Genomic DNA, 18,918 nt, shown 5'->3' with positions numbered 1-18,918 from the left:
CTTATGGAGAACGTCCAGCTCAAGTCAGTACAAGGCCGTTGGATCCTCGCCGCGACCGTGCTCGGATCGGGCCTCGCGATGCTGGACAGCACGATCGTCAACGTCGCGCTGCCCGCCATCGGCAAGGACCTCGACGCCGGTATGGCCGGCCTGCAGTGGACGGTCAACGCCTACACGCTGACCCTGGCCGGGCTGATCCTGCTGGGCGGCTCACTCGGCGACAGGTACGGCAGGCGGCGCGTCTTCCTGGTCGGCACCGTGTGGTTCGCCCTGGCCTCGGCGTTGTGCGGGGCGGCGCAGAACATCGAGATGCTGGTCCTGGCCCGTGCCCTGCAAGGCGTGGGCGGCGCCCTGCTCACACCGGGGTCGCTGGCGTTGATCCAGGCCTCGTTCGTCCGGGCCGACCGGCCGAGGGCGGTGGGCGTCTGGTCGGGGCTCGGCGGCGTGGCCAGTGCGATCGGGCCGCTGGCCGGAGGCTGGCTGGTGCAGAGCGCGGGCTGGCGGTGGGCCTTCCTGGTCAATCTGCCGTTCGCCGCGCTGGTCGTGGTGACGACGCTGCGGCACGTGCCGGAGAGCAGGGACGAGCGGGCGAGCGGCAGGTTCGACGTGCTGGGCTCGGTGCTGGCGGCGCTCGCCCTGGCCGGGATCACCTACGGGCTGATCGAGAAGGGCGCGCCTGTGCCCCTGCTCGCGGGCGTGGCGCTCGGCGCGGCGTTCGTGTGGGTGCAGGTACGCCGCTCGCCCGACTCGCTGGTGCCGGTCACGCTGTTCCGCGATCGCGTGTTCGTCGCGGTCAACGTGGTCACGCTGATCATGTACGCGGCGATGGGCGTGGTGTTCTTCCTGCTCGTGCTGCAGTTGTTGCAGGTGTCGGGGTTCTCGCCGGTCGCGGCCGGGTCGGCGTTGCTGCCGGTCACCCTGCTGATGCTGGTGCTCTCGCCGCTCGCGGGCGATCTGGCCAAGCGGGTCGGGCCGAGGATCCCGATGACGGCGGGCATCCTGGTGGCCGGGGCCGGTTTCCTGCTGATGTCCGGGATCGGCGCGGGCACGCCGTACTGGGCGGTGCTGGCTTCGGTTTCGGTGTTCGGGCTGGGGCTGTCGGCGGCGGTGGCGCCGCTGACGGCGACCGTGCTGGCCACCGCGGACGAACGCTACGCGGGTACGGCCAGCGGGGTGAACAACGCGCTGGCCCGCACGGGCAGCCTGCTCGCGGTGGCCGCGGTGCCGCCGCTCGTGGGGCTGACCGGCGACGCCTACGACGATCCGGCGCGCTTCGACGCGGGCTTCCACAGTGCGATGACGATCAGCGCGGGCATGATGGTGGTGGCCGCGCTGATCACCCTGGTCACGATCAGGTCGAACGTGCTCAGAAGCTGAAGCCCTGCGCGCTCACACTGTTGTCGAAGTTGGAGGGCAGCAGCACCGGCTCGCCGACCGAGCGGATGGCGGGCAGCCTGGTCAGCAGGACGCGGAACATCGTGCGCATCTCCTGTCTGGCCAGGTTGGCGCCCAGGCAGAAGTGCGGCCCGGGCCCGCCGAACCCGACATGCGGCTTGGTGTCGCGCGTGATGTCGAAGCGGTCGGCGTCGGGGAAGACGCTCTCGTCGCGGTTGGCCGAGCCGTAGAAGAGCACGACCTTCTCGCCTCGCCTGAGCCGCAGGCCGCGCAGGTCGTAGTCCTGGGTGAGGGTACGGCGGAACTGCATGATCGGCGAAACGTGGCGGACCATCTCCTCCACCGCGCCGCCGATGTGCTTGTCGAAGTCGCTCGTCAGCAGGTCGCGCTGCTCGGGATGGTCGGTGAGCAGCTTGATGCCGTGCGCCATGGTGTTGCGCGCGGTCTCGTTGCCCGCGACCAGCAGCAGCGAGAAGAACGAGCCGAGCTCGCGGTCGCTCAGCCGTTCGCCGTCCGGGTTGGCCGTGACCAGCGCCGAGACGAGGTCGCCCGCCGGGTCGGCCGCGCGCTGCCTGCCCAGCCTGATGACCAGGCGCTGCAGGGCGAGCAGGGCCAGCATGTTCTGGCCGGCCATGCGCACGCTGCGCAGGAAGCTCGGCCGCAGCCCCGTGTAGGCGGTGGAGACGTCGACATGGGCGTGCACCCTGGCCCGCTCCTGCTGCGGGATGCCCATCATGTCGCAGATGACGTGGATGGGCAGGCGGGCGGCGACCTGGGCGACGAAGTCACGCGGCCCCTCGCGCTCGACGTCGTCGACGATGCGCTCGCACGCCGACTCGATGTCGTCCTGCAACCCGGCCAGCATCCTGGGACTGAAGGCGCGCGAGACGATACGGCGCAGCCTGGCGTGCCTGGGGTCGTCCATGTTGACCATCGACTCGCCGAACACGTGCTTGACCCAGCCGGGCGGCTCCGGGCTGGTCACGGCGGGCTCGCTGGAGAACACCTTGGCGTTGCGGCTGGCCTCGACCACGTCGGCATGTCTGACCAGGGCGTGGAAGCCCTGCCCCGAGCGCAGCAACGGCACCTTGCGCTCGGCGAAGAACACCGGGTGCTCCAGCTGCCTGAGCCTGGCGAACGCCTCGTCGCGTTCCTTCAGCGGGCGTCGCCAGAAGGCCAGATCCGCCAGATCGATATCGCTCACCACCCGTCCATCCTGGCACGTTCCCCGGCCGGGCGGGATCTGGCCATGAGACGTTCAGTCCAGGTTGGGCCCGGTGTCCGGCTCGGTGGAAACGATCCGGACATGAGCTCTTCGCGTGCCGCCGTACTCGCCGCCGCCTGCCTCTGCCTTCCCCTCGCCGCCGTGCCGCTCCTCGCGCCGCCCGCCTTCGCCGCCGCGTGCTCGGGTCTGCCCTCCGACTTCGACGGCGACGGGCTGGCCGACCTGGCCGTCGCCGCGCCGTACACGAAGGTGGTCGGGAAGGCACGGGCCGGTGCGGTCGTCGTCAGGTACGGCTCCGGCGGTCTGGAACGGCTCTCGCAGGCGGCCGAAGGAGTGCCGGGCGAGCCCGAGACGGGCGACTCGTTCGGGTCGGCGCTGGTCAGCGGCGACTTCGACGGCGATCGGTGCGCCGATCTCGCCGTGGGCGTCTCGGAGGAGTTCACCGGGGCCGCGCGGCCGGGCGCCGACGGCAACGGCGCGGTGCAGCTCTTCCACGGCTCGGCCTCGGGCCTGCGTCCTGGCGCCCAGCTCAGGCTGCCCACGCGCGGCACCGACCGGTTCGGCGCCGCGCTCGCCGCTGGTGACCTGGACGGCGACGGCGAGGACGAACTGGTCGTGGGCGCGCCCAGCCACGGCAAGGGCGGCGGCGTGAGTGTGTTCGGCCTCGGCGGCGCCGACCCCGCACGCCAGTCCAGGCCATGGGCCTTCACCCAGGAGAGCGGCTGGGTCGGCCAGAACGGCCGCATCACCGACCAGTTCGGCACCGCCCTGACGACCGGCGACTTCGACGGCGACGGCCGGGCCGAGATCGCCGTCGGCACACCGGGCGACAGCCCCCTGCTCGACGGCCAGGGCAGCGTCACCGTCGTCGACGTCAAACGCGAGAAGGCCACGCTGTACACGCAGGACAGCCCATGGATCAAGGGCGTGGCCGAGAAGTGGGACCTGTTCGGCGCCGCCCTGGCCTCGGGCGACTTCGACGCCGACGGACGCGACGACCTGGCGATCGGCGTGCCGGGCGAGGGCCTGAGCGCCGACCAGCGCGCGATGGACTACGGCGACGGCACCGTGCACGTCGTGTACGGCTCCGCCTCCGGCCTGCGCACGGCCAGGGCCGAGACGTGGACCCAGCGCCTGCTGAAGGGCGAACCGCACTACTACGACCGGTTCGGCACCGCCCTGGCCGCGGGCGACTTCAACGGCGACGGCGACGACGAGCTGGCGATCGGCGTGCCGGGCGAACGCGCGGTAGCCGTCCTGGCGGGCACCCGCTCGGGCGGGCTGACCCGTAAGGCGAACCTGCTGTTCAAGGGCGCCGGACGCGACTTCGGCTCGGCGCTCGCCGTCCTGCCCGCCTCCGGCAGGCGGGGCGCCGGCCTGGTCGTGTCCGCACCCGGCAAGGGCACGGTGACGCTGGTGCCCGGACAGCACAGACCCGGCGCCTACCCCGGACTGCGCCCGGCCAAGGCCGAGAAGGCGGGATCCGGGGAGGGCCTGTACGGCTACGCGCTGAGCTGAGGCTCCGCGCCCGACAGGAAGGCCATGCGACCGCACTCGCGACACGCGCCACGCCGGGCGACACGCCGAGGCGAACCGCCGGCCCGCTACAGCGCCCCGATCGCCGTGAACGACCATCCCGTGGCCTGGTGCAGCCCGTCGCCAGGCAACGCCAGCCGGGCGTCGCGCAGCGCTCGGGCCATGCCCGCCCCCTCGCTCAGCCGCCGATGCAGGGCGAGCATCAACGGCACCACCGCCTCGTCGTTGACCAGGACCGGACTGGCCACCAGGGACGCCGTGCCGAGAGGCAGCAGGGCCGCGGCCAGGCCGAGGAGTTCGTCGGTGCCGACGGTCGCCATGCGGCCCAGGTCGCAGCTGGACAGGACGATGCGATGAGGGGCGCGGCGCAGGCGTTCGAAGTCGTGCACGGTCAGGGGGCCGTCGTCCAGGCGCAGGGCGGAGAACATCGGGCTTTCGGCCCTGAACGTGCCGTGCGCGGCGATGTGCACGAGCCCGGCCCCGTCGACCGCGTCCAGGACGTCGGCCGCCAGGGCCCTGCCGCCGGTCAGCACGGTGGCCTTGGGATAGGTCTCGGCCAGCCTGGCCACCTCGGCGCCGCGCGAGCGCAGCCCGGGGCCGTGCACGAGCACGACCTGCTCGGGCGGCGCCTCGATGGCCGAGGCGCGCAGCCACGCCCCCGCCGACGGGCACACGCTCATCTCGCGCTCGCGCAGCGCCGGGAGCAGCGCCCACGGCACGGCGTGCAGCGGGCCCGGCGGCACCACGACGACGGGGCCGTCCCCGAGCCGGGTGGCCGCCGGGCCGAGCAGCGCGCGCTCCAGCCGTGCGCCCGCCGCCCGCAGCGGATCGGCGGCACGCCCGCCCAGGTAGGCGACCCGGCGCAGCCCGGCCCTGGCATGCTCGGCCTCGGCGGCGGCGACGCTCAGCCGACCGGCGCGATGCCTGCGCACGCGTCCGGCCGAGCACACCAGCACGTGCAGATCGCCGTCCACCGAGACGATCTCGACGAGGGTGGTCTCGCCCAGCCGTGCCAGCAGGGTGCTCGTCTCGAACCTGGCGTGCGGGCCCGCGCCGCCGACCCGGCGCAGGCGGAGGGTTCTGGCCCTGATCCCGGCCTCCAGGCGGGCGCGTTCGGCTTCGAGCGCGGGCAGCGGCGTCCCGGCCGAGCGTGCGGCCTCGGCCCTGGCGCTGATCTCCCTGAACGCGGTCACGTCGCGCAGCAGCCCGGGGTCGGTGGGCGGCCCGGTCGAGGGCACGTCCATGGCGGCCGCGCGCCAGCGCTCGCTCCACTCCAGCAACCGTCGCGCGCCGCCGTTCCTTGCGGCCTGGCGCTGGGCGAGTGCGGCGAGTTCGGCGCCCTGCGCGCTCACCCTGGCCCGTAGTTCGGCGGCGCCGAGCGTCATGCGGTGCTCGTCGAGCAGGTCGAGCCCGCGTGCGCAGGCGTCGTAGAGCGCGCGGGGACGACCGGCCGCCTGCGCCCGCAGCGCCTGGGCCAGCCAGCCGTCGGCCCTGGCGTAGGCGGGACCGCGCCGCCTGCCGCGTGCGGCCCTGCTCAGGTGCAGCTCGGCCTGCTCGCCCCTGCCCATGGCCAGCGCCACCCGCCCGGCCAGCGCCGAGGCGCTCACCGCCTCGGGCGAGCCGAGCGCGGCCAGCCGCCCGGCCAGGTCGGCGGCCTGGCCGAGCGAACGCGCGCCCGTCAGCGACCCGGCCGCGAGCCTGGCCGACAGCAGCACCAGGCGGGCGTGCGCGCTCCACCACGCGCGGCGCTGCCCGCTGAACAGCCTGACGGCCGCACGCGCCCGGTCCGTCGCGGTGGCCGCGTCACCCGCCGCTAGTGCGGCTCGCGCGGCGGTGAGCAGGAGTTCGGCCCGTTTGGTCGCCTGGCCCCTGCGGTGTTCGAGCCTGGCCAGGCCGTGGTCGGCCTCGCGCAGCGCGTCGGCCGCGAGGCCCGCCGTGAGCAGCACCGCGCATCTGTCCAGGCTGAGATCGGCCGTCGAGGCCCCCAGGGCGACATATCGCTCGCCGACGTCGTGCAGCAGGCCGAGCGCCTGGGGCAGGCGGCCGGACCTGAACGCCAGCAGGGCCCGGTTGTGCCGCATGAACACCACGTCGAGCTCCTGCTCGGTGGCGGCCCACAGCGGCTCGGCCGTACGGAAGTCGTGTTCGGCCCGCATCGTCGCGCCGAGTGCCAGGTGCACCAGGCCGCGTGCGGTCACCGCCCTGGCCGTCCACAGCGTGTCCCCGGCCGAGCGCAGGACGGGGATGGCCTTGTTGAGGTCGGCCAGCGCCTCGGGGTAGCGGCCGAGCAGCCACAGCGCGCCGCCCCTCCTGAAGCGCACGCGTGCGCCCTGCGGCCCCGCCGTACGGCACAGCGCCTCTTCGAGGCTGCGCAGGCCGAGCACCGTGCTGCCGTCGTTGACGAGTGCGATGCCGAGCGTGGCCAGCACGTCGGCCTCCCGGCCCGGCTCGCCCGACCGCCTGGCCAGCCGCAAGGACGCCCGAAGCTCCCTCAGTGCGGCCCGGGTGTCGCCGTGGTCGCGCAGCACGATGCCGATGACCTGCCTGGCGACGGAGGCCTGGGCGGCGTCGGGCCCGGCGGCGAGCACGGCTCTGGCGCCCGCCAGCGCCTCGCGGGGGCGTGAGGAGGTGAGAGGCAGCAGATCGTACGGATCTCCGCTCGGCACAGCCCGATGGTAAAAGTGGAGCACTCGGGGTGTCCACGACGGTGTGTCGAGCAGGCGGTGTATCAAACAGGAGCGGGCCCGCTCTTCCTACTGTCTGTTCGCCCGTGTGCGCAGAGAGGACTCATCGTGGTCTCTTCCGGCAACCCGCTTCCGGTCCAGGGCGCCCATCCCTGGTTCGCCCAGCAGATGGACTCGATCAAAGGGGCGCTGCCCCACGAGATCCGCATCTCCTCCGCCGAGCGCGAGGACACGCCCGGCCGCGAGGTCGTCTTCCAGAGCGGCCACATCCTGATCACGGGCCCGCCCGAGACCGAGAACCTGCGCGGCGTGCGCGACGTGGTGTCGTCGGCCGAGGTGGTGGACCACGACGACGAGGTGACACTGCTGGACATCGGCGCCTACGACGTCGTCCAGACGATCAAGGAGATCGCCAGGCGCAACTCCGAACGGGGCATCGCGGCCGAACTGTCGCCCAACCACCTGGTCTCGATCGCCCCGGTGAGCCTGTGCCCGGCCGACGAACCGGTGCCACCGTACCCCGGTGCGACCCGCCACCCGGTCAGGAGCGGCGACGCGGGCGCGGGCGTCACGGTCGCGGTGATCGACACCGGCCTGATCTCCGACCTCGCCGATCACCCCTGGCTGACCAGCGAGCCCGAGGTGAAGGGCGAGACCAAACAGGCTCAGCTCACCGCCGAGGGCATCATCCGCGAGTACGTCGGGCACGGCACGTTCATCGCCGGTGTCATGCGCAGCATCGCCGGCAAGATCAAGCTGTACGTGCACAACGGGCTGCAGCACGCGGGGGCGATGCCCGAGTTCCAGCTGGGCGCGCTGATCATGGATGAGCTCGGCACCGGCACCGACGACTGGCCGGACATCATCAGCCTGTCGGCGGGCGCCGCCACCCACGACGGACGGCCGCTGCTGGGCCTGCGCAGGTTCGTACGCCATCTGAGCCGGGCCACGCAGACCGTGCTGGTCGCCGCGGCGGGCAACGACGGGCTGACCGACCCGTTCTGGCCGGCCGCGCTCGCCGGCGATCACCCCGGCATGGTGGTGTCGGTGGGCGCGCTGCGCCGGGACGGCGACCGAGGGCGGGCCTGCTTCAGCAACCACGGCACCTGGGTCGACGTCTACGCGCCCGGCGACCGGCTGGTCAACGCCTTCCGCCGTGGCGACTACCAGTACGCGCACGACCCCAGCAAGCACTGCCGCTACTACACACCCGCCCTGTACGACGGGTGCACCTGCGTGGACGAACCGCCGTCCGACCCGGCGACGTTCACCGGGCTGGCCCAGTGGAGCGGCACGTCCTTCTCCACACCGCTCGTCGCCGGGCTGATCGCGGCCCGGATGTCGGCGTCGGGCGACGGCAGCAGGGCCGCCGCCCGATGGCTGCTGGAGCACGCGCACACCGGTGCGGACGACATCAGGTTCCTGCTCGCCGACCAGCCCGTCACGTAGCGGCGACCGGCAGCTCCAGCCGATGCGAGGTACGCGCGGGCGCGCCCTTGCGCGAGATGTACTCCAGCGTCCTGAACTCGGCCGCGAGCGCGCCCGGCGTCAGCCTGGCCATGATGTAGCCGCGCCGCTGGTCGATGTAGGAGATGTGCGGGTTCTCCGCGACCGCCTCGGCGACCAGCCGGTCGTCGCGGTAGCCGTCGCCGTCGGAGGCGATCGAGGAGGTGACGAGCTCACGGGCGATCACCGGCGAGTCCGGGTCGTCGAAGTCGGCCTTGAGCTCGGCGTCGTGGTGCATGTGCGCGTCGCCGGTCAGCACGACCGGGTTGGCCGCGTGCCGCATCAGGCCGAGCAGCCTGCCGCGGTCGGCGGCGTAGCCGTCCCACGAGTCGAGGTTCACCTCGCGGCCCGGCCCGACCTTCCAGTCGCGTTGCGCCATCAGGATCTGCTGGCCGACCAGGTCCCAGGTGGTGTCGCTGCCGCGCAGGCCCTCTTCGAGCCAGCGCCACTGGTCGGCGCCGAGCAGGGTGCGATCGGGTGAGAGCCGGTCGTCGCAGCCCGAGCGCACCCCGTCGGCGCAGGCCTGGTCGTCGCGGAACTGCCGGGTGTCGAGCAGGTGGAACCTGGCCAGCGGCCCCCACGACACCCGCCTGTGCACTCGGATGGACGCCCCGCCGGTGAGCGAGGAACGGCGCAGCGGCATGTTCTCGTAGTAGGCCTGGAAGGCGGCGGCCCTGCGCCTGGTGAACCCGGCCGCGCCGGTGCTGGAGACCGGGCCCGCCCAGTTGTTCTCCAGCTCGTGGTCGTCGAAGGCCACCAGCCAGGGCGCCGTCGCGTGCGCGTGCTGCAGGTCGGGGTCGCTCTTGTACTGCGCGTGCCGCATCCGGTAGTCGGCGAGCGTGGCGCACTTGCCCGGCGTGTGCTGGCGCACCGCGCCGCCGAGCGCCGTGTAGCCGCGCGGGCCGTACTCGTACATGTAGTCGCCCAGGTGCACGACCAGGTCGGGCTCCTGCTCGGCCAGACGCCGGTAGGCGGTGTAGTAGCCGTGCTCGTAGTGCGCGCACGCGGCGATGGCGAAGCTCAGCGGCTGCACCGCGACCGGCGTCGTCGTCGTACGGCCCACCGGCGACAGGTGGCCCTCGGTGCGGAAGCGGTAGAAGTACGGCCGGCCCGGCTCCAGGCCGGACAGCTCGACGTGCACGCTGTGGGCCTGACGCCATGCGGCCACGGCCGTGCCCGTCCTGACGACCTTGGCGAAGCGCTCGTCGGAGGCGATCTGCCACTGCACCTCCAGATCGCGCACCGGCATGCCGCCCCTGCCGTTGAGGCCGAGCGGGTCCAGGGCGAGACGGGTCCACAGGACGAAGCCGTCGGGCGCGGGATCGCCCGATGCGACGCCCAGGGTGAAGGGGTCGCGGCTCAGCGCGCGTGAGGAGGAGGCGGCTGCGGCGGTGGGGGAAGGGATGAACAGGCTGGCGGCGGCTGCGGCCAGGAACACTCTGCGGTCCACGGGTCAGGTATGGCCATCGCTCGTGACCTGCGTGTCAAGTGCGTGTGAACAGCGGGCGCACAGGTGGCGTCAAGACCGCCTGTCATCTGCGCGCCCGCCGTGGTTCACTCCTGCTTCAGCCATTCGAGCAGGTCGGTGGCCCGATCGGCGCCTTCCTTCTCGCCGAGAGCGGTGAAGGCGGCCACCGCGGCCCGCGCGCTGTCGGCCGCCTCCTCGTCGCGGCCGAGCGCCTGCAGGATGCGGGCGTGGTCGTAGGCGAGCACGGCCGTCTCGAAGGCGGTGTCGTCGGCCGGAGCCTTCTCCAGCAGTTGCCTGGCCTGGATGATGAGGGCGAGCGCCTGGCCGGACTCGCCGCTCCAGTGCACCGAGAGCGCGTGCCTGCGCGCCGCACGGCCCGCGGAGACGACGTCGCCGCCGTCGGTGAAGGCGGTGCGCGCCGCGGCGAACGCCTGGGCGGCGTCCTCGTCGCGGTCCAGCCGGTCCAGCAGCATGGCCGCGGCCTCGTGCGCCCTGGCCGCCTGCAGCGGGTGGTCGTACTCGGCGGCGAGCGAGGCGAACCCGTCGAGCGCCGCCTCCAGCTCCTCCAGCTCGCGCAGCGCCTGCGCCCTGGCCCAGCGCACGGCCTGACGGTTGACCACGTCGTCGGGCTCCAGCAGGCCGAGCGCCTCCTCCGCGGTCTCGGCGGCGTCCAGCGGGCGGCCGGTCATCAGATAGGCGTGGCACAGGTCCACCCGGCTCAGCGCCGCCCTGTCGGTCGCGCCCAGCGCGGTGAAGGAGGCCACGGCCTCGATGAGGTCGTCGGCGGCCCGTTCGCCGTCGCCGAGCTGGACGAGCGCCTCGCCGCGCCCGGCGTGCGCGACCGCGCGCAGCGCCGCCTCGGTGCGGGGGGCGGCGGCGATGGCCTCGTCGTAGGCGCCCAGCACCTCGTCGGCGCCGTGCCCGCCGTGGCGGTGCATGAGGCTGGCGGCCAGCAACGCGGTCCTGGCCAGGGTGCCGCTGTCGTGCTCGGCGCGCAGGGCCTCGCGTGCGGCCTCGACGGCGGCGAGCGACTCCTCGACGAGCGTGGGGTCGACGGTCAGCAGCTGGGCCCGCAGGGCGAGCGCCGTGCCGCCGGTGGCGCCCTCCAGTACGGCGAGCGACTCCTCGACGCGTCCGAGCGCGGCCAGCGACTGGGCCACCCGTACCAGCGAGCCCGCGACCTGCTCGGGGGTGCCGATCTCCGTCAGCAGGATGTGTGTCTCCTGCACGGCGGCCAGCGCGCTCTCGTCGCCCGCGTTGCACCTGGCCAGGGCGATGCGGCCGAGCGCCACCTGGGCGCGTGCGCGCTCTCCGGCCCCGGTGTGCAGCAGGGCGGCCTGCTCCCAGTGCGCCAGCGCCTGCTCGATCGACCCGCCCTCGGTCGCCGCGGCCAGGCCGTGCCCGTCCAGGCGCCTGGCGACCAGCGCCGTGGGCAGGTCGCCCGAGGCGAACAGCTCGTCGAACCTGCTCCAGGCGGCGAGCGCGGCGGCGCTGTCGTGCCGCGACCACGCCGACTCGGCCGCGTCGAGCAGCTCGTGCGGCGTGGCGGCCGAGGGCATGGCGGGCACGTGCGCCTGCGGCTTGCGGGCGTGCGGTACCAGCGGCACGTAGGCGGCCAGCGGCTCCTCGCCCAGCAGGCGTGCGATCCGCCCGCTCTGCTCGTCGGTGCCGTTGCGCGCGTCGAACCTGGCGGCCAGCTTGCGCGCCGTGCTCTCCAGCTCGGCGCCGAGCGCGGCGACGGTGAGCGCGGCGCCGTCCCTGCGCAGGGTGGAGTCGCCGTGCCCGGTCTCGGCCAGGCGGTGGCACAGCCTGGCCGCCGTGGCGGCGAACTCCATCTCCGCGCGCGGGCTCGGCGCACGGCCGAGCAGCGGCAGCTCCCGCTCCAGGATCTCCAGGCCGCGCGCCTCGTTGCCGCTGAGCGCGCAGAACCTCAGATGCGCGGCCAGGTCGATGACGTGGTGCGCCTTGCCGCTCATCACCCGGTAGGCCCGCCGGTGCGCGTGCGCCGCCTCGTCGTGCCGCCCGGTGCGCAGGTACGGCAGCAGCAGGCCGGTCAGGATGTCGTGCGGCTGCTCGGTGCACGACAGCTGCCCGGCCAGCACCGGCTCGGCCAGCAGCACGGCCTGCTCGTCCTCGCCGCGTCTGACCAGGTAGGCGAGCTGGTCGGAGGGGTCGCAGCCCTCGCAGTCCGACAGCGGGCCCCTCGGCGTGGAGCGCCACTTCTCGAACCAGGTGGCCGCCGCCTCGTCGTCGCCGATGTGCTGGGCCAGATGGCAGCGCAGGGAGTGGATGGGCTGCAGCGTGTGGCCGCCCAGGCGGTAGCGGCGCTCCATGTCGTCGAGCACCTCGTAGGCCTGGCGAAGCGGCACCTCGGGGAACTTCGTCAGCCCGTTGACGATCCACTTGAACTGCCACAGGATCTGGTGCTCCTCCTCACCGTAGGCGGCGAGGTCGGCGTCGTAGGCGGCCAGGCACCTGGTGAACGTGGCGAACGCCTTGGCGGGCTCGCCGCCGTGGGTGTAGCAGCCGGTCAGCTCCATCCGGATGTGGAAGGCGAGCTCGTCCTCGTGCTCGGCCACGGCGTGCCGCAACGCCTCCTCCACCAGCATGCTTCTGGCCTCGCCGTAGGGCAGCTCGAAGGACTGGCTCATCAGCTCGCGGGCGCGGTCGGACATCTCACTCCTTGCCGAGGACGGCCCAGTCGAGCAGTCCGAGGAACGAACGGTTGAGGGCGGCGGTGTCGGCCGCGCGCAGGGGGTGGCGGCCGTGCATGAGCGCCAGGCCGTAGAGGGCCTCGACCGCGGTGGTGGCCAGCGACAGGTCGCGCAGGGCGGTGATGCGGCGCACCAGGGGGTTGCGGTGGTTGAGGACGAGGGTCGGCCTGGCGGCGGCCTGGCGCATCGCGCCGAGCACACCCGCCCACAGCTCGTCGTCCACCGCGGCGACGGCGTCGCGTGTCTCGGCGTCGTGCTGGGCGTCCCTGCTCGTCAGGTACAGCGCGGGCAGCGAGGCGGGGTCGAAGTCGCGCAGGACGACCTCGCAGCCGAGCGGGTCGAGGGTGCGGGCGGCCTCGGCGATGAAGGCGCGGGCGGCCAGCTCGTCGCCGGGGTCGGCGGGCGCCAGGCGGGTGGCGAGCTCGGCGGGGTCGAGCCTGGTCAGCGCGACGTCGGGGTCGATGCGTTCGAGCCTGGACAGGATGTCGCCGTCGTAGCTGTAGCCGCCGTTGATCAGGCCGACGCCCTGGGCGCCCGACACGGCCGCCAGCTGGCGGAACTCGTCGACGCTCGCGGTGTAGCGGCCCTTGGGGTGCCGTCGGCGGAAGGCGGCCAGCGTCATCTGGCCGTCGCTGGTCTCGTACTCGATCCAGTTGTCGACCAGGCGCAGCATGTCGTCGTCGTGCAGGGCGAGCGCCTTGACGCCGAGGTGGTGCAGGCGCAGGAAGGCGCGCATCGCGGCCCGGTCGGTCTCGGCCAGCCGTACCAGCCAGTCGCGCAGCCTGCGGCCGAGCTGCTCGCGGGTGTGGTCGAGCAGGTCGTCCTCGTAGAGGGCCTCGCGGCTCGCGGTGGGGCGCAGCTCACCGGCGTCGACGACGCACCGGGCGAAGAACGCCCAATCGGGCAGCAGGCCCTCGGTGCTCTCGGCCAGCAGCATGCGCTTGAGATAGACGCGGTGGGTACGGCGCTGGACCGGGTTGGCCTGGGCGGGCAGGATGAAGGCCAGCCCGCTCAGCCCGGCCTCGGGCACGGACAGGTCGAGGACGTCGAAAGGCTCGAAGCCGAACAGCTCGCGACCGTAGTCGAGCAGGGCGCTCCGGCGGGCCGCGGGCGTCGGGTAGGCGCGCAGCCAGGGCGGGCCGCCTTCGGTGACGGCGCGGCCGTCGACCTGGACGTCGATCGGCAGCAGCGAGCCGTACAGGGTGGCCAGCTCGGTGACCCGTCTGGCCGTGACCCATTCGGCGGCGTCCCTGCGCGCCTTCAGGGTGAGGGTGGTGCCCGGCTCCGCGCGCTCGGTGGCGGCCCTGGCGACGCGGTAGGTGCCGTCCGCGCGGCCGGTCCAGGAGACGGTGTGGCCGCCGCTCGCCGAGCGCGTCTCGACCTCGATCTCGTCGGCGACGAGGAAGCCCGACAGCAGGCCGATGCCGAACTGGCCGAGGAACTCGTGCCTGGCGAAGCCCAGTTCGTCACGCTTGGAGGAGCGGCCGATCGTGGCCAGCAGCGTGTGCACCTCGTCCTCGGTCAGGCCGATGCCGCTGTCGTGCACACGCAGCTCGCCCTGGCCGACCTCGATGCGCACGCGGCGCGGCGCGTCCTGGTCGGCGGCGGTCCTGGCGGTGATCGCGTCGGCGGCGTTCTGCAGGAGCTCGCGCACGTAGACGCGCGGACTGGAATAGAGGTGCCGGCTCAGCAGGTCGACGACACCCCGCAGATCGACTTGAAAGGCGTTCTCCACCCGCGTCACCATAGTTCACACTTGCGGGCAAACGCGTACGATTCACCCCAATGTGGCGAGGTCCGCCCTGAGCGCATCCGCGCTCGTGAAGTGTAGTGCGCTCAGGCCCGCGGCGCGTGCGGCATCGACGTTCTCCAGCCGGTCGTCGATGAACACGATCCGCGCCGGATCGCCGCCGAGCTCGGCCGCGACCGTGCGGTAGATGCGCTCGTCCGGCTTGGCCATGCCCATCAGCGCGCTGTAGAAGCGGCGCGGGATGGCCGCAATCCACGGCAGGCCGTCGAGCCCCTCGGCCATCGCGGCCGGCATGTTGGACAGCAGCGCCACCTGGGCGCCCGACGCCGCCAGCTCCTTCAGCACCGCCACCGTGCCCTCGTCCGGCACCGCCCAGCCGGCCACGTCCAGCGCCACCAGCCTGGCCGTCTCGCCCGGCACGAGGTCACGTCCGAGTACGGCGCGCCAGTACCCGTCGGCGTCGAGTGTGCCCAGGTCGTAGGCCTGGCGGTGGGCCCAGTACAGCCTGGCGAAGGCGCCGGGCTCGGCCCCCGCCTCCTCGGCGATGGCGTCCCGGTCGGCGTCGGACTGGGGAAGGCTGATCACGCCGCCGTAGTCGAAGAGGTACCAGTTCATACCAGATATGGTCGCAGATGCTCGTTCAGCGCTCCGCAGCCGAGATACTTCTCCACCGTGTGGAAGTCGAGCCAGTCGAGGTTGACGACCGTCTCCAGGTCCACGCCGGAGAAGCAGCCGCGCAGCTCCTTGGGTATGGCCGCGATGTCGTCCTTGTCGGCGATGTTGATCCATCGGCGCACGCTCTTGGGCCGTTCGCCGTGCCCGTCGACCGGGGCGGGCAGCAGGCGCTCGAACACGACGTTGCGCATGCCGAGCGGGCTGCCGAGTGTGATGAGCAGGTCGACCTCGACGTCCGGGTTGGCCCACAACGTCTCGTAGGCGACGACGCTGCCGAGCGAGTGGGCGATGACGACCTGGGGCCGCCTGCGCCGCAGCACCTCGCCCACCGCCTCACGGCAGCGCTCCCGCCTGGCCTGGTCGGTCAGGTACGCCGCCACCTCGGGCGCGAACAGCGCGGCGAACGCCGCCGCCCGCTCGTCCAGGCGCTCCAGCACCCAGCCTGCGGCCACGCGCAGGATGCCGGTGGCGCGCTCGCCCGCCCAGCCGAGCTGCGCCGCCCAGTCGACGAGCACCTTCTGCGAGCCCGCGTCCATGGCGGCCACCGATCTGGCCGCCTCCTGCGCCTTGGCCGGGTCGCGCAGCAGGTGGGCGTAGTAGGCGACCTCGCCGATGTAGGGGCGGGCGTCGCCGCCGAACGAGCTGTGCAGATAGCGGTCCCACTTCAGCCGCATGGCGTCGGCCGCTTTGGGTACCGACTGGCCGTTGTCGCGGAAGTACTTGTACTTCCCTATTCCGTGCACGCCGACGATGCCCGCCACGTCGCCTCCCTCGCCCCACGTTTTCCGCCGATCGTTGCATATGTCGGGCATGCGGTACCGCCCCCTTTAGCCTTGCCTAAAGGTTTAGGTAGAGCTAACATCAGGACAGAGCGTCGAACGCCCGAAGCGAGGGGGACCCCCAATGGGCCTGAAGCGTCCTCACCCCGGCGAGCGCACGCTCGCCCACGAGGTCGTCGACGAGATCACGTGGTACATGCGCGAGCACAAGGTCACCAGGGCCGACCTCGCCGCCACGATGGGCGTCTCGGCGGGCCGCGTGAGCCAGATCCTCTCCGGCGACGAGAACCTCACCCTGCGCACCCTCGACAGCGTCTGCGCCGCGCTCGGCGCCAGGTTCGAGATCACGCTCAACGGCGCCGAGGAGAGCGTGGAGCTGTCCGAGCTCGGCTGAAGCCGTCGCTAGGGGTGCGGGCGCAGCGCCTCCTGCCCCGTCCCGGCGCCCTCCGCCCGCGGTGGCGTGTAAGCGGGCAGGGAACGCATCCGGCAGCGATAGGCCGAGTCCAGCATCCGGCCAAGTTCGGCCTGGGCGTCGTGGCGCAGGATGTCGCGCAGGCGCGTCAGGTCGTTGAGATAGCGCTCGTACCTGGCCTGTCTGGTCTGCCTGGCCCCGCCCAGCGCGGTGACGACCTTCGACCTCGGCGCCCCGTCCTCGATGAGCGCCGCCACGTCCAGCCTGCGTTCGATGGCGTGCAGCCTGGCGTCGACCCGCTCCCTGCGCCGTTCCTCGGCCGAGAGCCTCTCCTTGATCCGGTCGTGGTAGCGATGGGCGGCCATGCTCAGCTCGTACACGCTCCAGGTGTCGGCGACGCGGCGGTCACGCCAGACCTGCCGGTCCTCGGCCATCGCGGCGTTGAGCCTGCCCAGCAGCGACACCAGCCAGAACGTCGCCACCTCCTTGGCCAGCGCCTTGCGCTCCTCCTCGCTGTCGCGCACGTGGCTCAGCCACAGGCCGCTCGGCGCGACGGCCCCGATGACGGTGGCGAGTGTGTCCTGCAGCAGCGCCCCGCCGACCACCGCGACCACGGAGGAGACCAGCCCGGTCAGCCCGATGACGGCGAGCGCGGGCCAGCGGCTCCTCGGCCCGAACAAGCGCCCCTGCCCATGACAGCGGAGCAGGAGGAAGAGCGTGGCCGAGCCGACGGCGAGAGCGAACGTGAGCCCAAGCCGCAACTCGAACGCCATGAAACCTCCCGGCAAAGGGGCCGACCTCCATAGTCGCAGCGATCACCGACAATGGAAATCCTGTTGCCCCGGGCATATCCCGCCCAGATACGGTGACAATCGCCTACACACCGCCTGTCACCGCGAGGAACACCCATGCCCGGCCCGCTGATCGTCACCAGCTCGATCGTCATTCCGGACGCCGAGCTCGTCTGGCGTTTCTCGCGCTCGTCCGGCCCCGGCGGACAGGGCGTCAACACCACCGACAGCCGGGTCGAGCTCACCTTCGACCTGGCCGCCAGCACCGCGCTCCCCGACCCGCTCAAGGAACGCGCCCTGCAGCGCCTCGGCCAGGCGGTGATCACGATCGCCGCCTCCGAACACCGCTCCCAGCTGCGCAACCGCGAGGCCGCCGAGCAACGCCTGGCCCAGCGCATCCGCGAGGCCATCGCGCCACCGCCCAAACGCCGCCGCCCCACCAAGCCCAGCCGGGGCGCGGTCGAGCGCCGGCTGACCGCCAAGAAGCAGCGCTCCACCCTCAAACGCCTGCGCCGAGACGACAGCTGACACCGGCTCCCGCCGATCATCAACAATATTGCCAATATCCTTAGCGACCACCCGGGTATCCTGGGTCACATGGATGTCACACGGCCCGGCCCCCACCCGCTGGACGGCCAGGCCCCGGACGAGGACCGCGCTCGCATCCGGGACTTGATGCGCGCCCTCACCCTGAGCACCCGGCAGTTCGAGCGCAACGTCGCGGGCCGCCTGCACGTCGACGCCGCCGGTCTGGCCGCGATGGACCACCTCATCGCCGAAGGCCCCGCGACCCCCACCGAGCTCGCCCGCCGCCTCGACGTCTCCACCGCCGCCGTCACCCTCGTCATCGACCGCCTGGCCGCAGCCGGACACGTCACCCGCCAGGCCCACCCGACCGACCGGCGCAAGGTCCTCGTCACCCCGTCGCAGCCCTCGGTCGAGGCGACGCTCCGCCAGACCCGGCCGCTGGTCAGCGGCGTGGACGAGATCACCGAGACGATGAGCCCGGCCGAACGCGCGGCCGTCGCCGCCTTCCTGCGCCGCGTGCTCGCCCGGTACGACGAGGTCACCTGATGAGGGCAGCCTTACCTGTCGTCGGGCACACTGAAACGCATGGCGAAGATCCTTGAGACGCATCGCGCCCTGCTGAGCCGCTTGTTACAGCACGACGACCCGCAAGGCCTCACCGTGCGGCAGGGGCAGTTCCACGACGTGGTGATCGGCTCGGACCGTGTCGTGTGTTTCGCCCGCACCCCGGCGGCCGGAGCACGCCTGCCGCAGCGGGCCGAGGTGCTCGGCATTCTGGCCGCCTTCGACCTGGGCTTCCACACGCCCGTCCCGCTCGTCGAAGGCGACGACCCCGCCCACCTGGTCCTCAGCCGCATACCCGGCGCGCCCCTGGCCCCCGAACTCCTCGACGACCCCGCCGTGGCGGCCTCGGTCGCACGCCAGTACGCCGATCTGCTGGCCGGGCTGGCCGCCGCCGGGGCCCAGCGCAGGGTACGCGCCGCCCTGCCGCACCGCCGCCCTGGCGACTGGCGTGAGTTCGCCGCCGCCGTACGCGTTGAGCTCCATCCCCTGATGTCCCCTCGTGGCCGCGTCCGCGCCGAGGCGGAACTCGCCGCGCTCGACGCCCTGCCCCATCTGACGACGTCCCTGGTCCACGGCGACCTGGGCGGCGAGAACGTGATGTGGGAGATGGCGGACGGGCGCCCCCGTCTCAGCGGCGTGATCGACTGGGACGACGCCGCACTCGGGGACCCGGCCGAGGACCTGGCCGCGATCGGGGCCAGTTACGGCCGGGCGCTGCTCGACGGGGTGATGGCCGCCGGACGACCGTGGGGTGGCGGCGTGAACGGGCGCATCGCCGCCTTCCAGGGGACGTTCGCCCTGCAGCAGGCCCTGCAGGGCAGGCAGGACGGGGACGAGGAGGAGGTGGACGACGGCTTGGCCGGATATCGGTGAGCAGGGGCGGCGTCGGTT

At 72.9% G+C, this 18,918-nt stretch carries 15 protein-coding genes; 7 read left to right on the top strand and 8 right to left on the bottom strand.

The window, feature by feature from the left end:
* Positions 1 to 3 precede the first annotated feature (3 nt).
* On the top strand, positions 4 to 1,377 hold the full coding sequence (locus ACTWNK_RS17415) for an MFS transporter (protein WP_474305035.1): 1,374 nt from the start codon (positions 4 to 6) through the stop codon (positions 1,375 to 1,377).
* On the opposite strand, the gene ACTWNK_RS17410 is transcribed toward ACTWNK_RS17415, so the two are convergent.
* Positions 1,367 to 2,599, bottom strand: coding sequence for a cytochrome P450 (locus tag ACTWNK_RS17410; protein ID WP_474305034.1), 1,233 nt, complete (start codon positions 2,597 to 2,599; stop codon positions 1,367 to 1,369). The genes ACTWNK_RS17415 and ACTWNK_RS17410 overlap by 11 nt on opposite strands.
* Positions 2,600 to 2,701: 102 nt before the next feature.
* Here ACTWNK_RS17410 and ACTWNK_RS17405 point away from each other — a divergent pair, with 102 nt between their 5' ends.
* Positions 2,702 to 4,138 carry an FG-GAP and VCBS repeat-containing protein gene (locus ACTWNK_RS17405; RefSeq protein WP_474305033.1) on the top strand — a complete coding sequence of 479 codons (1,437 nt, stop codon included), beginning with the start codon at positions 2,702 to 2,704 and terminating at the stop codon, positions 4,136 to 4,138.
* An 86-nt stretch (positions 4,139 to 4,224) separates the two neighbouring features.
* On the opposite strand, the gene ACTWNK_RS17400 is transcribed toward ACTWNK_RS17405, so the two are convergent.
* Positions 4,225 to 6,822, bottom strand: coding sequence for a CHAT domain-containing protein (locus ACTWNK_RS17400; RefSeq protein WP_474305032.1), 2,598 nt, complete (start codon positions 6,820 to 6,822; stop codon positions 4,225 to 4,227).
* 126 nt (positions 6,823 to 6,948) lie between these two features.
* Here ACTWNK_RS17400 and ACTWNK_RS17395 point away from each other — a divergent pair, with 126 nt between their 5' ends.
* Positions 6,949 to 8,289 (top strand): S8 family peptidase, encoded by a 1,341-nt coding sequence (locus tag ACTWNK_RS17395; RefSeq protein WP_474305031.1) that lies wholly within the window; start codon positions 6,949 to 6,951, stop codon positions 8,287 to 8,289.
* On the opposite strand, the gene ACTWNK_RS17390 is transcribed toward ACTWNK_RS17395, so the two are convergent.
* From ACTWNK_RS17390 to ACTWNK_RS17370, 5 genes are all read right to left on the bottom strand, one after another.
* Complete coding sequence (locus ACTWNK_RS17390) at positions 8,282 to 9,796, bottom strand: alkaline phosphatase D family protein (protein ID WP_474305030.1); 1,515 nt, start codon at positions 9,794 to 9,796, stop codon at positions 8,282 to 8,284. The genes ACTWNK_RS17395 and ACTWNK_RS17390 overlap by 8 nt on opposite strands.
* A gap of 104 nt (positions 9,797 to 9,900) precedes the next feature.
* The gene (locus ACTWNK_RS17385) at positions 9,901 to 12,489 is read right to left on the bottom strand and encodes a hypothetical protein (RefSeq protein WP_474305029.1); all 2,589 of its coding nucleotides are present in this window, start codon (positions 12,487 to 12,489) and stop codon (positions 9,901 to 9,903) included.
* Between the two features lies 1 nt (position 12,490).
* Positions 12,491 to 14,263: an HSP90 family protein gene (locus ACTWNK_RS17380; RefSeq protein WP_474305028.1), complete on the bottom strand. Its 1,773-nt coding sequence runs from the start codon at positions 14,261 to 14,263 to the stop codon at positions 12,491 to 12,493.
* Positions 14,264 to 14,305: 42 nt separating this feature from the next.
* Positions 14,306 to 14,893, bottom strand: a complete 588-nt coding sequence (locus ACTWNK_RS17375) for an HAD family hydrolase (protein WP_474305027.1) — start codon at positions 14,891 to 14,893, stop codon at positions 14,306 to 14,308.
* Positions 14,890 to 15,714: a hypothetical protein gene (locus ACTWNK_RS17370; RefSeq protein ID WP_474305026.1), complete on the bottom strand. Its 825-nt coding sequence runs from the start codon at positions 15,712 to 15,714 to the stop codon at positions 14,890 to 14,892. Before ACTWNK_RS17370 ends, ACTWNK_RS17375 begins: the two co-directional genes overlap by 4 nt.
* Positions 15,715 to 15,856: 142 nt before the next feature.
* Here ACTWNK_RS17370 and ACTWNK_RS17365 point away from each other — a divergent pair, with 142 nt between their 5' ends.
* Complete coding sequence (locus tag ACTWNK_RS17365) at positions 15,857 to 16,126, top strand: helix-turn-helix transcriptional regulator (protein ID WP_474305025.1); 270 nt, start codon at positions 15,857 to 15,859, stop codon at positions 16,124 to 16,126.
* Between the two features lie 8 nt (positions 16,127 to 16,134).
* Here ACTWNK_RS17365 and ACTWNK_RS17360 read toward each other — a convergent pair whose 3' ends face one another.
* Positions 16,135 to 16,917: a hypothetical protein gene (locus tag ACTWNK_RS17360; protein ID WP_474305024.1), complete on the bottom strand. Its 783-nt coding sequence runs from the start codon at positions 16,915 to 16,917 to the stop codon at positions 16,135 to 16,137.
* Between the two features lie 135 nt (positions 16,918 to 17,052).
* On the opposite strand from ACTWNK_RS17360, the gene arfB reads away from it, so the two are divergent.
* The 3 genes from arfB to ACTWNK_RS17345 all read left to right on the top strand — a co-directional run bounded on the left by arfB (position 17,053) and on the right by ACTWNK_RS17345 (position 18,900).
* Positions 17,053 to 17,463 (top strand): alternative ribosome rescue aminoacyl-tRNA hydrolase ArfB, encoded by a 411-nt coding sequence (arfB, locus tag ACTWNK_RS17355; protein WP_474305023.1) that lies wholly within the window; start codon positions 17,053 to 17,055, stop codon positions 17,461 to 17,463.
* A gap of 69 nt (positions 17,464 to 17,532) precedes the next feature.
* Entirely contained in the window at positions 17,533 to 18,009 is a 477-nt protein-coding gene (locus ACTWNK_RS17350; RefSeq protein WP_474305022.1) for a MarR family winged helix-turn-helix transcriptional regulator, read from the top strand.
* 39 nt (positions 18,010 to 18,048) lie between these two features.
* Positions 18,049 to 18,900, top strand: a complete 852-nt coding sequence (locus ACTWNK_RS17345; RefSeq protein WP_474305021.1) for a phosphotransferase family protein — start codon at positions 18,049 to 18,051, stop codon at positions 18,898 to 18,900.
* The last annotated feature ends 18 nt before the right edge of the window (positions 18,901 to 18,918 follow it).

Source organism: Nonomuraea sp. IBHARD001 (assembly GCF_056106265.1).
This window is presented reverse-complemented; position numbering and strand designations above follow the sequence as displayed.

Excerpts from the sequence above, each read along its gene's own strand:
- ACTWNK_RS17415 (WP_474305035.1), top strand. The coding sequence starts at position 4 with ATGGAGAACGTCCAGCTCAAGTCAGTACAAGGCCGTTGGATCCTCGCC.
- ACTWNK_RS17405 (WP_474305033.1), top strand. The coding sequence starts at position 2,702 with ATGAGCTCTTCGCGTGCCGCCGTACTCGCCGCCGCCTGCCTCTGCCTT.
- ACTWNK_RS17385 (WP_474305029.1), bottom strand. The coding sequence starts at position 12,489 with ATGTCCGACCGCGCCCGCGAGCTGATGAGCCAGTCCTTCGAGCTGCCC.
- ACTWNK_RS17375 (WP_474305027.1), bottom strand. The coding sequence starts at position 14,893 with ATGAACTGGTACCTCTTCGACTACGGCGGCGTGATCAGCCTTCCCCAG.
- ACTWNK_RS17365 (WP_474305025.1), top strand. The coding sequence starts at position 15,857 with ATGGGCCTGAAGCGTCCTCACCCCGGCGAGCGCACGCTCGCCCACGAG.
- ACTWNK_RS17360 (WP_474305024.1), bottom strand. The coding sequence starts at position 16,917 with ATGGCGTTCGAGTTGCGGCTTGGGCTCACGTTCGCTCTCGCCGTCGGC.
- arfB (WP_474305023.1), top strand. The coding sequence starts at position 17,053 with ATGCCCGGCCCGCTGATCGTCACCAGCTCGATCGTCATTCCGGACGCC.
- ACTWNK_RS17350 (WP_474305022.1), top strand. The coding sequence starts at position 17,533 with ATGGATGTCACACGGCCCGGCCCCCACCCGCTGGACGGCCAGGCCCCG.
- ACTWNK_RS17345 (WP_474305021.1), top strand. The coding sequence starts at position 18,049 with ATGGCGAAGATCCTTGAGACGCATCGCGCCCTGCTGAGCCGCTTGTTA.